Here is a 13059-nt window from a genome sequence, read left to right as displayed (position 1 = left end):
ATGAAAAAATTAGGAATAGTAATAACCGATGGAGTTGGTTTTAGAAATTTTATCATGAGTGATTTTCTTGCGGAAGCGACAGATCAATTTGATGAAATTATAATTTATTCTGGTTTGCCTGAAAGCTGTTATCCAAAATTAAATAACCCAAAACTTGAAATAAAAGAACTTACCGTTTTTAAAGAAGGAAAAACAACTTGGGCTTTTAGAAAATGGAAAGAAATTGCGCATTTGCAAAAATACAAATCATTTTATGGAATGAAAGACAATCTACTTGTGGGTTATCCGAAAACTAATTCGCTTCGTTCTTTATTTGTTAAAAGCATTTATTTCTTTACGAAATTTATCAATTCTAATTCAAGTATTTTATTGGCTGAGAAACTTCAATTTTTATCTTTTTCAAAAAATAAAATAACAAAAGAATATGTTGAAATTCTTAAAAAAGATCAACCATCGCATTTGTTTTTTACGCACCAGCGACCTCCATATTTAGCTCCTTTTTTATATGCAGCAATTCAGTCAAAAATTCCAACGAGTACTTTTATTTTCAGCTGGGATAATTTGGCTTCAAAAGGAAGAATGCTAGGGCGTTTTGACCATTTTTTAGTTTGGAGTAGATTGATGAAAGAGGAACTTCTTTATTTTTATCCAAATGTAAAAAGCGAAAATGTAAAAGTTGTTGGAACACCACAATTTGAGCCTTATGTCCTTGATAAATACAAAACGACAAAAGAAAATTTCATTGCAAAATTTGGATTAAACCGCGATAAAAAAATAATTTGCTACAGTTGTGCCGATGTTTCAATTGGGCCAAATGATCCAATTGTGATTAAAGCTATTGCTGAAGCTATTAGAAATAATGAAATAGAATTTCCTTCGCAACTTTTAGTAAGAACTTCCCCAGCCGAAGATGATCGTAGATTTAAAGCTATTCGTGATGAATTTCCGGAAATTATATGGAATGTCCCAAAATGGATTTTGACTAGAGAAAATCACCAGGAAAGCTGGTCACAAAGAATTCCGAGTCATGAAGATATTGTTGATTTGCGTTCGTTACTCGAAAACTCAGATTTAAGTGTTAATATGTGCTCTACAATGAGCCTTGATTTTATGCTTTTTGATAAACCGGTAATTAATACAGTTTTCGGAAATCCGCAAAACGGACTTTACGACGATCAAAGATTTTTGAATTACAATCACTATAAAAAAGTAATTGATGGGAATGCGGTATTAATTGCAAAAGATAAAAAGCAATTGATTGAGCAGATTAATCAGACTTTAAATAATCCGAGCGAAAGAAAAAAAGACAGAGAAGCCATGATCGATTTACAAATAGGTCAAAATTTGGAAGGAACAAGCGCACGAATTGCATCAACTTTAGCCGCATTTCATGACTAATAAAAAAATAGCCGTAATCTGCAACTATAGATTACTTCCAGAAAGAGTTGGAGGTATGGATTATTTTTTCTGGGATTTTGACAAAAAATGTAAAGAAAATGGAATCGAAATAGATTGGTTTTTTCCAAATAGTTCCGATCACGGAAATTATTCTAATTTGACAATTTACACAAGCAAATCTGAAAATGTAGAAAGTCATTTTCTTGATTTTTGCAAGCAAAATAAAACAGGTTACTCGCACGTTATTACGCATTTTGTAGAATTATGCACGCCATTATTTTATAAAATAAAGAAATTGACCAATGCTGTAATAATTGCAGTTGATCATAATCCTAGGCCTTTAAACGGATATTCATTTAAAAAGAAATTAAATAAAAAGCTGAAAGGAATTTTATTTTCAAGATACATCGATGTTTTTATTGGAGTGTCAAATTATACAGTAAATGAAATTTTAAAAGATTTTGGATCTCATCTTAAATCTAAAACACAAACCATTTACAACGGAGTTATTTTAGATTCTATTTTAGTTCGAAATCATCGAAATGAAAAAAAACCAACATTTTTAGTAGCATCGCATTTAAGAGAATCAAAAGGAATCCAAGATTTGATCAAAGCGGTAAATCTCCTTCCTTTAGAAATAAAAACTGAGATTAAGATCGATATTTATGGTGATGGACCTTATAAAGAACAATTGGCAAATGAAATTGAAAAGTATTCTCTTCAAAATTCTTTTGCTTTTATGGGCAGCAAATCAAACTTAAATGAGGTTTTTTGCCGATACGATTATATGCTGCAACCTACACATATGGAGTGTTTCAGTTTGTCAATTTTAGAAAGTCTTGCTGCAAATGTTCCTGTAATAACAACAAATGTTGGAGGAAATACGGAAGCTATTGCGAATAACAAAAATGGCTATATATTTGAAGCAAAAAATATTCAGGCTCTAACCGAAATTTTAGAAAATGTGTATTTAGGAAACAAAAAGATATCAGGTAATACAAGAGAATTAATTGCCAATTCCTTTTCTTTGCCGAAAATGGTAGAAAATCATTTCAAACTATTTACAGAGAAAACATATTAATCTTAAAATTTATAAATACCAAGGATGTTTTTTAACTCATTAGCTTTTGCTATTTTCTTGCCAATCGTTTTTTTCTTGTATTGGTTTGTCTTTAATAAAACTAAAAGCACTCAAAATGCTTTATTAATCGTTGCAAGTTATTATTTCTATTCTTGTTGGGATTGGAGATTCTTGTTTTTATTAGTATTCTCTACTTTCTTAGATTATTACACCGGAATTCAAATTGAAAAAGGAAAGTCTGAAAGAAGCCGTAAATTTTGGTTTTGGCTTAGTATTTTAGTCAATTTAGGTTTCTTAGGAATTTTTAAATACTATAACTTTTTTGCTGCTTCATTCGCTGAATTATTGAATTCGGCTGGATTTAAAGCAAGTCCAATTTTATTAAATGTTATTCTTCCAGTCGGAATTTCTTTCTATACTTTCCACGGATTATCATATGTAATAGATATATATTATAAAAGAATAAAAGCTGAATATAACTTTGTAGATTACTCATTATTTGTGAGTTATTTTCCGCTTCTAGTTGCGGGTCCAATTGAAAGAGCTACCCATTTATTACCAGAAATAAAAATAAAACGAGAATTTGATCTAGAAAAAGCCAAAGAAGGTATTTGTCAAATTGTATGGGGATTGGTAAAAAAAGTGGTCATTGCAGATACTTGCGCAAGTTATGCTAATGCCATTTTTGACAATTATACTGCTATGAATTCTTTTTCATTAATTCTGGGAGCAATCTACTTTGCATTTCAAATTTATGGAGACTTTTCAGGTTATTCTGATATTGCATTGGGAGTTTCTAAATTGTTTGGATTGGATTTATTGCGAAATTTCAATTATCCTTATTTTTCAAGAGATATTGCCGAGTTTTGGCGCCGTTGGCATATTTCTCTTTCGTCTTGGTTTCGCGACTATTTATACATTCCACTAGGCGGCAGCAAAGGCGGAATCTGGATGAAAATCAGAAACACTTTTATCATTTTTATTGTCAGCGGGTTTTGGCACGGAGCCAATTGGACATATGTGGTTTGGGGATTCATTAACGCCGTTTACTTTTTGCCATTGCTTTTATCAAACAGCAACCGCAATAATATGGATGCCATTAAGCTAAAATTTGATTTTGATTCGGCCAAAGTAGTAATGAGTATTTTATATACTTTTTCACTTACTTGTATAGCATGGATATTCTTTAGAGCCAAAACTATAACAGATGCAGTTTTATATTTAAAACGCATTTTTTCGAATCTAGAATTCAAAATTCAGTATTTGGCAAATGAAAGAAGCAATTACGAATTGATAGTTATGATAATGTTATTTGTTTTTGTTGAATGGAACAATCGTAACAAAATCGAACCTCTTTCAGGAAAAAAAAGTATGTTGAAATTAGCTTTGGCAATTACAGCAATTATGGCTTTCGGAACCTTTTCAGATTATAAAGAATTTATTTATTTTCAGTTTTAATGAAACAGTTTTTAATATATACAGCAAAGATTTTACTTGTGATAATTATAGTCGCAGTTATACTCGACGGAATATATACAGCAATTTTTATGCAGTCTGAAAACAGAGGGAAAGTAGAAACTGTTTTTAACTCAAAAAATCAAAAATATGATGTTGTTTTTTTAGGAACATCTCGAGCAAATAATCATTTTGTAGCACAGATGTTTGAAGATAAAGGACTCAGAACATTTAATTACGGAATGAGTGGAGGCCATTTATTTGAAACTTCCTTATTGCTTAAATTAATGATTGAAAGAAAATATAAAATCAAAAATATTATTCTCGAAGCAGATTTAAGTCTTGCAAATGATCAAGAATCCGAAGGAATTTCAGCTAAATTTTTGCCTTACATTCACAATTCGGAAGTTATTAAAGATCATTTTTCTAAAGAAGAAAATTTTAATGAGTTATATTATATTCCGTTTTATAGATATATTAAATATGAAACCAAAATTGGTTTTAGAGAAGCTTTTTACACTGCCGTTCATAAAAATATAAATGCTTTAGATAATTTAGGATATTATCCACTGCAAAAACATAAAGATGGCAATATGAAAAATAATATTGTCGATCTAAATCCGTTGCCACATAACAAATACTACGAAGAAATCAAGAATATTTGCAAAGCAAATAATATCAATCTTATCACAATCATGACACCTATGTGCGAAAATGTGGTAGGAATGAATTATTTTGATAAAGTAAAGAAAGCTTATCCAGAAATTCTTAACTATGAAAATGTAGTAATAGAAAATAAATATTTTGCTTCTTGCGGGCACATGAATGATGCGGGTGCAAAAATATTTACAGCTAGAATTCTGAAAGATTTTTTTAATAAATAAAAAATGAAAATAGCCTTTTTAACACCAGAATATCCACATTTTAAAACAGGCAATTCTGGCGGTATAGGTACGAGTATTAAAAACTTGTCAATCGGACTTTTAGCACAGGATGTTTCGGTTAGAATTTTGGTATACGGTCAAAAAGAAGATGCCGTTTTTGATGATAATGGAATTTTAATTCAACAGATAAAAAATGTCAAATTAAAAGGATTATCATGGTTTCTGACAAGAAAAAAAATTGAGCGAATAATTAATCAATTATATTCAAATAAAGATATTGATTTAGTAGAAGCTCCAGATTGGACAGGAATCACCTCATTTATAAATCCTGATAAATGTCCCGTTATAATTCGATTACATGGCTCAGATACTTATTTTTGCCATTTGGATCATCGCCCAGTAAAATGGATAAATAAGTTTCATGAAAAAAGAGCTTTAAAAAATGCTGATGCATTGTTATCTGTAAGCCAGTTTGCAGCTGATAAAACTAATTTTGTTTTTGAATTAAATAAAGAATTTACTATAATTCCAAATCTTATTGATTCTAGTTTATTTAAACCAGATAATTCAAAATATGATTTAGATAAAAGCATTTTGTATTTTGGAAGTCTTATCCGCAAGAAAGGACTTTTAGAGATACCTTTAATTTTTAATAAAGTAATCGAAAGCGATCCTGAAGCTAAATTAATTTTAATAGGTAAAGATGTTCCTGATATTATTTCAGGAAATGCTTCGACTTGGCAAATGATGCAAAAACTGTTTTCAGTTGAGGCAATTAAAAATGTCGAATATCTTGGCAGTGTTTCCTATGAAGCTATAAGAGAAAAAATTCAAAAGTCAAAAATATGTATCTTTCCATCTTTTGCAGAAGCTTTTCCTGTTTCTTGGCTTGAAGCTATGGCATTAGAAAAACCAATTGTCGCTTCAAATATTGGCTGGGCAAATGAAATGATTGAGGACAAAGAAAACGGCTTTTTAGTTGATCCTAAAAATCATGAATTTTATGCCAAAAGGATAAAAAATTTTCTAAAAGATGAAGATTTGTGTAAAAAAGCAGGACAATCAGCCAGAAAGAAAGTTGAAACCTTTTTTGATATAAAAATCCTAGCAAAGAAAAATATTGAATTCTATAATAAGATAATAAATCCAAAGTAAAGAAATGAAACTAAACGAATTTGTAACTTCAACAGGAGAAATTATTTTATACAACGGGAAACCTAATTTTGATAAATTAGAGATTCTGGCAACTGGCGCTGGAGATATTTGGCATAGTTCTTTTGAACAGGGATACAAAAATGCTTTTCCAGAATTGGTTTATCAAACCGCTGTCTTTTTTATTTACATTAATGACTTTGATAATCTTGATGAATGTTTGAGCTGGAGAATCAATCCAAATCAATTTGCGGTAAGAAAATCGATTTGGGAAACGCTAAAAGGTTTTGATTCTGAATATAAAAATGTTCAAATGCAGGCTTTAGATTTTGGATACAATGCTTTGCGAAATTCAGCAGCAATTCCTCTTTATAGTAAAGGACTTTTTGAAGAATCCGTTGTTGAGAAAATCAATATAACTGCTAAAGACAGATATGTTTTCTTCAGAAAAAATTTTAAAATTGACCATTCTATTTTTATGCTTTACAGGAAAGGATTCTGGAAATGGAAAGAATGGGATGCTTTTTTTTATGCAAAGAAAAATTTTAAGCAAACAACCAATAGACCTATCGTTAGGCCCCGTGAATTATTAAATATAGAAGGAAATCCTTCTGTAAGTTATATTATTCCGACGATGATGCGTCAGGATTTTACGCTCCAATTGTTAGAAGATTTAGCAGTTCAGACTTATCCTGTTTCTCAAGTAGTCATTGTCGATGCCACTCCTGAAGATTTAAGAGATGAAAAATTATATCAAAAACAGTTTCCTTTTGAACTCATTGTAAAGTGGCAGCAAACCAAAGGAAGCTGCAGAGCTCGTAATGAAGCTATAGAATTGTGTACTGGCGACTATATTGTTTTTGGAGATGATGATGTTCGTGTACAGCCCAATTTTATCGAAAATCATATCAGGATATTACAAACCTATAAAGTAAATGCCTGTAACGGATTAGATATTCGTGCAGATAACCAACAGCAAGACTTGACTGATTTGGCAGAGAAACTGGAGAAACTCGATGAAAAAAGATGGAGTGTTGGTGCAAATCCTGGTTTTAGTAATGCAAATTCGTGTGTAAAAACAGCATATGTTAGAAAATTAGTAGGTAACGATATTAATTTCGACGGAGGTTATGGTGAGGATAGTGATTTTGGAATTTCGTTAGTGAAATTAGGGCAAATTGTAATTCTTAATCCATTTTCTCCTAATTTGCATTTAAAACCGCCTGTTGGCGGGTATCGTTTCTGGGGAAATCAAGCTAAGATTTTAGGAAAAAAGAGGAAAGCGCAGCCTTGGGAGCTGGATACTCCAGTGAAAAATATTCGTCCTGTACCAAGTCCAACAATAATGTATGGTATTGTAAAACATTTTACGCCACAGCAAGTGGTTGAGTATAAATACAAACACTTTTTTTTATACCTTTTTAAAGGTTCAAAAAAAGGTATTTTATATCGTTTTTTAAGAATTCCGTATAAAAACCTTCAGTTTAAAAAATCACTTTTTTATGCTAAAAAGCTAAATGATTTAGGAATTAGACATAAATAAAACATGAAATTTTCATTAATCGTTTGTACTTATATGCGCCCCGAACCTTTGCTGAAGTTATTGCAATCGGTTAAGGAGCAAACACTCTATCCAGATGAGATTTTAATTATTGATGGCTCTTTGAATTATGAAACTGAAGTTGCTTTAAATGAAAATCAATTCGAAAACTTAAAATATTTTTTTGTTGATAACGACAACCGAGGACTTACCAAACAAAGAAATTTTGGAATTAAAAATGTAAGCGAAGACATTGAAATTGTTTGTTTTTTAGATGATGATACGGTGCTAGAACAAAATTATTTCGAAAGTTTATTGAGTACTTACGAAGTTTATCCTGAAGCTTTGGGAGTAGGTGGTTACATTTGTAATGAAATAAAATGGGATAAAGTTTCAAATAATTACGTTCCAAAAATGAATGAGTTTTATTTTGACGGATGGAAACGTAAAGACGGAAGCCGTTTTATATTGCGTAAGAAATTGAATTTAGATAGTGATTGTCCACCTGGTTTTTCTCCTTCTTTCTCTCACGGACGAAGTGTTGGTTTTTTACCTCCAAGTGATAAAACTTACAGGGTAGAACAATTAATGGGAGGTGTTTCTTCATTTAGAAAATCAGTTTTTGAGAAATTTTCTTTCTCTACTTATTTCGAAGGTTATGGTTTATACGAAGATGCTGATTTTACTTTGCGAGTTGCAAAAACAGGAAAATTATATCTAAATACAAATGCAAAATTAGAACACTTTCATGCTGCATCTGGAAGACCAAATCAATACAAATACGGAAAAATGGTCGTAAGAAATGGTTGGTACGTCTGGAGAGTTAAAAACCCAAATCCTAAATTAGTATCGCGTTTTAAATGGAATTCAATTACAATTTTGCTAACCTTAATTCGATTTAGCAACGTTCTGACGGATAGTAATAAAAAAGTGGCACTAACAGAGGCTTTAGGAAGAACGGTTGGCTGGTGGAGTCTGTTTTTCGATAAACCAAAGGAAGCAAAATGAAGACAAAAATTTATATTTACGGACTTTGTAATGTGTTTTATGATGGTTATTATATTCAAGGTTTAAAAGAAGTTTATAATGATTTCGAGTTTAATGTTTCTAAATTTCCTAAATTCAATGAAGGAACTTTTGCTGTTATTTTAGAAAACGATATTTCTTCAAAGAAAATAATCGTAGACTCTAGAGATTCCAGTCAAATAGATGAAAATCAATTAGAATGGTGTGATGTGTACGGAAAAGTAAATTACAATTCGGCAAATTTGCCAGCTCAACATCAACAAAAGATAGTTGCTATAGGACCAAGTTTTGGAATTAAAATTTGGAATTTATTTGAAACGTTATATTATTTGGCTATAAATTATATCAGATTTAAAAATACAATTTCAAATAAAAGAGAATTTGTTGCGAATTATTGGAGGCAATATAAAAGACTCCGTCTAAAAAAATACAATACATCTCAATCGTCAAATAATGATGTTTTTTTTATAAATAGTATTTGGAAGCAAGAAGCTGAAACGAATAGTAATCGCGCTTTATTTATCGAAAGCTGTAAAATGAATTCCAATGTTAATTTTGAAGGCGGTTTTGCAGCAAGAAGCAACGGCGATAATTTAGGATTTGATGATTTAGTTTATTCAGATAAAATCCCTTTTAAAGTTTATTTGAAGAAAACTAAAAATTCAGCCTTTGTATTTAATACGCCAGCAGTACTTTCTTGTCATGGTTGGAAATTAGCAGAATTCTTAGCCTTAGGAAAAGCAATTATTTCAACTTCACATTACAATAAATTACCTGTAAATTTATTAAATAATGAGCATCTTATTTATGCAGATAATAGTGATGATATTGCAAATGCAATTAAAAAATTACTGACTGACATTAATTTTAAAAGGAAATTAGAATTTGAAGGCAGAAGATATTTTGAGGAATATTTAGCACCAAAAAAAGTTATTACCAGGTTGATACAAAATATATAAATGAAATTTGCAATAATCACTCATGTAGTTCATTTACAGGAAAATGATCAGTACTTAGGTTATGCTCCATATGTGCGTGAAATGAATATTTGGCTTAAATATGCCGATGAAGTTATTGTTGTAGCCCCGTTATCAATACAGAAAGCAACAGCTATTGATATGGCTTATAGTCATCGTAAAATTGATTTCAGAAAAATACCAAATGTTAATTTTACAAGTCTTAAAAGCATTTTTAGATCCATTTTTATGATGCCAATTATTTTTTGGAAAATATTTTTGGCGGTGAAAACTGCAGATCATATACATTTGCGTTGCCCAGGAAATATTGGGTTGTTAGGATGTTTGGTTCAAATATTATTTCCAAACAAAATTAAGACAGCAAAATATGCAGGAAATTGGGATCCTAAAAGTAAACAGCCGTGGACGTATCGTTTACAAAAATATATTTTGAGCAATACATTTCTAACAAGAAATATGCAAGTCTTGGTTTATGGAAATTGGGAAAGACAATCTAAAAATGTCAAACCCTTTTTTACAGCCACATACTTGGATACTGAAAAAGAAATTATTGAAAAAGAAAACTTTGATTTAGTTATCGAATTTGTTTTTGTTGGAGCCTTAGTTCCGGGTAAAAATCCATTATATGCTATAAAGATTGTTGAGCAATTAATTAAAAAAGGAAAAAATGCAGTTCTAAATTTATATGGTGAAGGTATTGAGAGAGATAATTTAGAGCAATATATTCAGAATAATCGACTTGAGAATTCTATTTTTTTAAAAGGAAATCAAAATCACGAAACTCTTAAAAAAGCGTATCAAAAAAGCCATTTTATAGTATTGCCTTCTAAAAGTGAAGGATGGCCAAAAGCTATTGCAGAAGGGATGTTTTGGGGCTGTATTCCTTTAGCAACTTCCGTTTCATGCGTTCCTGATATGCTCGATTTTGGAAAAAGAGGTATTTTGTTAGAAATGAATTTAAGTAGAGATTTAGCTGAAATAGAAGATATATTAGACGATAAAGGCAGATTTTTTGCAACAAATAAATTGGCTCTGGAATGGTCGCAAAAATACACAACAGATATTTTTGAAGCTGAAATTAAAAACTTAGCGATAAAATGAGAATTGCACAAATCATAGATTCTTTAGAAGCTGGAGGAGCAGAGCGTATGGCTGTAAATTATGCCAATGCCTTGTCATCCAGAATAACATTTTCTGGGCTGATAGCAACAAGAAAAGAAGGCATTTTAAAAAATCAAATTGATCAAAAAGTATCGTATTTGTTTTTAAAAAAAAGTAAAACTATTGATTTTAGCGCTATTTTACGTTTAAGGAAATATATCAAAAAAAATAAGATTGATATATTGCATGCACACAGTTCTTCATTTTTTATAGCCGTTTTAGTAAAGCTGACTTTGCCTAAAATAAAAATTATTTGGCATGATCATTACGGAACAAGAATTAAAGAAACGAAGAAGGAAAACAAAGTTTTGATTTTTTTGTCTGGTTTCTTTTCTTCTATTTTTGTTGTTAACCCTCAATTGGAAGAATGGAGCAAAAAAAATATGAAATGTTCAAAAGTTACTTTTATTCCTAATTTTACAAGCTCTCAAAATGAGACTAAAGCTGTAACAAATTTAAAAGGAACAGCGGGCAAAAGAATTGTTTTTGTAGCAAATTTAAAAAAACCTAAAAACCATCTTTTGATTATAAAAGCTTTTTCTGATTTGAAATTAAACGAATTAGGCTGGAGTTTGCATTTAATTGGAAAAGATTATTTTGATTCTTATTCAGATGCAATTAAGCATTTTATTAAGTCTCATTCATTAGATAATCATATACATTTGTACGGAGCAAAAAATGATATTAAATATATAATATCTCAATCTACGATTGGAATTTTAGCTTCAACGGAAGAAGGGTTTCCTGTAACATTATTAGAATATGCTTTAGGAAATCTAGCTGTCGTTTCAACAAATGTGGGATATTGCTCTTCAGTAATTTGCAATGATTATAATGGTTTGTTATTTGATCCTTTTTCTGATTCTGATGTAAGGACTCAACTATTGAAATTGGTTAATAGTGAATTACTTATAAAACAATTTGGAGATAATTTTAAAGAATCAGTTTTGGAAAAATATTCAGAAGAGATAGTACTTAATAAATTGATTTTAGCATACAAAGAAAATATAGAATGAAAGGCACTCGATTATCATACATATCTTTGATTTTACTTCACTGCTTAATTGCTCTGTCTGTCTTTATAGTGCCATTGCTTTCTAAATTATACGCACTTTTAATTCCAATTGTTGGCTTTTATATTGTTTACAGGACTAAAAATAGAAATAACGAAGTTATTTTAATTTCTGCTTATTTGGTTGGTGTTGAGGTTTTTCTTAGAATGACAGGGGGGAATTTAAATAATGAATACGTCAAGTTTAATGTTATTTTCTTTATGCTCGTCGGAATGATCTATAGCAATTTTTCAATAAATGCTTTTGTCTACTGGTTTTTTATGATTTTATTAGTGCCTGGTATTATCATAACTTCAACTCAAATTGACTTTGATGTTGACATAAAAAAAGCTTTAGTTTTTAACCTCTCAGGGCCAGTTTGTTTAGGGATTTGTTCAATCTATATGTTCAAAAGGAAAATTTTATTTTCTCAGCTCCAAAATATTGTTGTAGCCATAGGATTGCCCATTATTACAACTGCATCTTATTTGTTTTTTTACAATCCGAGTGTTAAGGATGTAGTCACAGGAACGCAATCCAACTTTGAAACTTCTGGCGGTTTTGGGCCTAATCAGGTATCTACTATTTTAGGATTGGGAATTTTTGTTTTTTTTACTCAGATGATATTGTTTTCAAAATCAAAAAAAGCAATGATTATTAATGGAGTGCTATTACTTTTTGTTAGTTATAGGGCTGTTGTAACTTTTTCTAGAGGAGGTGTTATAACTGGCGTGGTAATGATTTCTTGCCTGTTGCTTTTATTGTACGCTTTTTCAAGTGCAAAAGTAAAAGGAAAGTTTGTTGTGGTTTTTGTTTTGACTGCATTAATGGGAATTGGAATCTGGACTTACAGCTCGATACAGACTAGTGGCTTAATTGAGAAAAGATATGCTAATGAGGACGGAAAAGGAAGAGCAAAAAAAGATCGTCTGGGAGGAAGGGAACAAATCATAGATTCTGAAATAAAACTTTTTTTTGAAAACCCAATTACTGGTGTTGGAGCAGGAATGGGTAAAGAGTATAGACGGGAATCTTTTGGATTGGAAGTTGCATCACACAATGAAATAACAAGAATGCTTGCTGAACATGGCTTTTTCGGAATTTTAGGTCTTCTATTACTTTTTATAACACCTTTTATTCTCTATATTAATAATCGACAGCATTTATATTTTTTATCATTCTTTATGTTTTGGCTGTTGACCATAAATCACGCAGCTATGAGAACTGCGGCGCCGGCATTTGTGTATGCTTTAACACTTCTTTCCGTACATATTAAAATTCCTCAAAAAGCAGAAAATTCGGTAGATTAATTTATGTTTTTTATGATACATTT

Annotated in this window: 11 protein-coding genes; all 11 read left to right on the top strand. The window is 30.5% G+C overall.

Translation table 11 applies throughout. The features are described from left to right. From IR010_RS09975 to IR010_RS09925, 11 genes are read left to right on the top strand one after another with little or no spacing between them, the layout of a single operon-like run. Complete coding sequence (locus IR010_RS09975) at positions 1–1398, top strand: hypothetical protein (protein WP_194568624.1); 1398 nt, start codon at positions 1–3, stop codon at positions 1396–1398. Beyond that, positions 1391–2479: a glycosyltransferase family 4 protein gene (locus IR010_RS09970; protein WP_194603420.1), complete on the top strand. Its 1089-nt coding sequence runs from the start codon at positions 1391–1393 to the stop codon at positions 2477–2479. Before IR010_RS09975 ends, IR010_RS09970 begins: the two co-directional genes overlap by 8 nt. 24 nt (positions 2480–2503) lie before the next feature. Next, positions 2504–3937 carry an MBOAT family O-acyltransferase gene (locus IR010_RS09965; protein WP_194603417.1) on the top strand — a complete coding sequence of 478 codons (1434 nt, stop codon included), beginning with the start codon at positions 2504–2506 and terminating at the stop codon, positions 3935–3937. Continuing rightward, complete coding sequence (locus IR010_RS09960; RefSeq protein WP_194603413.1) at positions 3937–4818, top strand: hypothetical protein; 882 nt, start codon at positions 3937–3939, stop codon at positions 4816–4818. Before IR010_RS09965 ends, IR010_RS09960 begins: the two co-directional genes overlap by 1 nt. A gap of 3 nt (positions 4819–4821) precedes the next feature. Continuing rightward, positions 4822–5973: a glycosyltransferase family 4 protein gene (locus IR010_RS09955; protein WP_194603410.1), complete on the top strand. Its 1152-nt coding sequence runs from the start codon at positions 4822–4824 to the stop codon at positions 5971–5973. A gap of 4 nt (positions 5974–5977) precedes the next feature. After that, positions 5978–7513, top strand: coding sequence for a glycosyltransferase family 2 protein (locus tag IR010_RS09950; RefSeq protein ID WP_194603407.1), 1536 nt, complete (start codon positions 5978–5980; stop codon positions 7511–7513). Between the two features lie 3 nt (positions 7514–7516). Next, positions 7517–8518 (top strand): glycosyltransferase family 2 protein, encoded by a 1002-nt coding sequence (locus IR010_RS09945; protein WP_194603404.1) that lies wholly within the window; start codon positions 7517–7519, stop codon positions 8516–8518. After that, positions 8515–9495, top strand: a complete 981-nt coding sequence (locus IR010_RS09940; protein ID WP_194603401.1) for a glycosyltransferase — start codon at positions 8515–8517, stop codon at positions 9493–9495. The genes IR010_RS09945 and IR010_RS09940 overlap by 4 nt, the downstream gene beginning before the upstream one ends. Continuing rightward, on the top strand, positions 9496–10614 hold the full coding sequence (locus IR010_RS09935) for a glycosyltransferase (protein WP_194603398.1): 1119 nt from the start codon (positions 9496–9498) through the stop codon (positions 10612–10614). Then, on the top strand, positions 10611–11690 hold the full coding sequence (locus IR010_RS09930; protein ID WP_194603395.1) for a glycosyltransferase: 1080 nt from the start codon (positions 10611–10613) through the stop codon (positions 11688–11690). Before IR010_RS09935 ends, IR010_RS09930 begins: the two co-directional genes overlap by 4 nt. Further along, positions 11687–13036 (top strand): O-antigen ligase family protein, encoded by a 1350-nt coding sequence (locus IR010_RS09925; RefSeq protein WP_194603391.1) that lies wholly within the window; start codon positions 11687–11689, stop codon positions 13034–13036. Before IR010_RS09930 ends, IR010_RS09925 begins: the two co-directional genes overlap by 4 nt. Positions 13037–13059 lie beyond the last annotated feature (23 nt).

It is taken from the genome of Flavobacterium sp. MR2016-29 (assembly GCF_015350695.1).
Taxonomy (GTDB): Bacteria; Bacteroidota; Bacteroidia; order Flavobacteriales; family Flavobacteriaceae; genus Flavobacterium.
The sequence above is the reverse complement of the archived record's forward strand: the minus strand, read 5'-3'. Positions and strand labels throughout refer to the sequence as shown.

Coding starts and splice junctions, on each gene's coding strand:
- IR010_RS09970 (WP_194603420.1), top strand. CDS start 1,391: ATGACTAATAAAAAAATAGCCGTAATCTGCAACTATAGATTACTTCCA.
- IR010_RS09960 (WP_194603413.1), top strand. CDS start 3,937: ATGAAACAGTTTTTAATATATACAGCAAAGATTTTACTTGTGATAATT.
- IR010_RS09940 (WP_194603401.1), top strand. CDS start 8,515: ATGAAGACAAAAATTTATATTTACGGACTTTGTAATGTGTTTTATGAT.
- IR010_RS09965 (WP_194603417.1), top strand. CDS start 2,504: ATGTTTTTTAACTCATTAGCTTTTGCTATTTTCTTGCCAATCGTTTTT.
- IR010_RS09945 (WP_194603404.1), top strand. CDS start 7,517: ATGAAATTTTCATTAATCGTTTGTACTTATATGCGCCCCGAACCTTTG.
- IR010_RS09955 (WP_194603410.1), top strand. CDS start 4,822: ATGAAAATAGCCTTTTTAACACCAGAATATCCACATTTTAAAACAGGC.
- IR010_RS09950 (WP_194603407.1), top strand. CDS start 5,978: ATGAAACTAAACGAATTTGTAACTTCAACAGGAGAAATTATTTTATAC.
- IR010_RS09930 (WP_194603395.1), top strand. CDS start 10,611: ATGAGAATTGCACAAATCATAGATTCTTTAGAAGCTGGAGGAGCAGAG.
- IR010_RS09925 (WP_194603391.1), top strand. CDS start 11,687: ATGAAAGGCACTCGATTATCATACATATCTTTGATTTTACTTCACTGC.
- IR010_RS09935 (WP_194603398.1), top strand. CDS start 9,496: ATGAAATTTGCAATAATCACTCATGTAGTTCATTTACAGGAAAATGAT.
- IR010_RS09975 (WP_194568624.1), top strand. CDS start 1: ATGAAAAAATTAGGAATAGTAATAACCGATGGAGTTGGTTTTAGAAAT.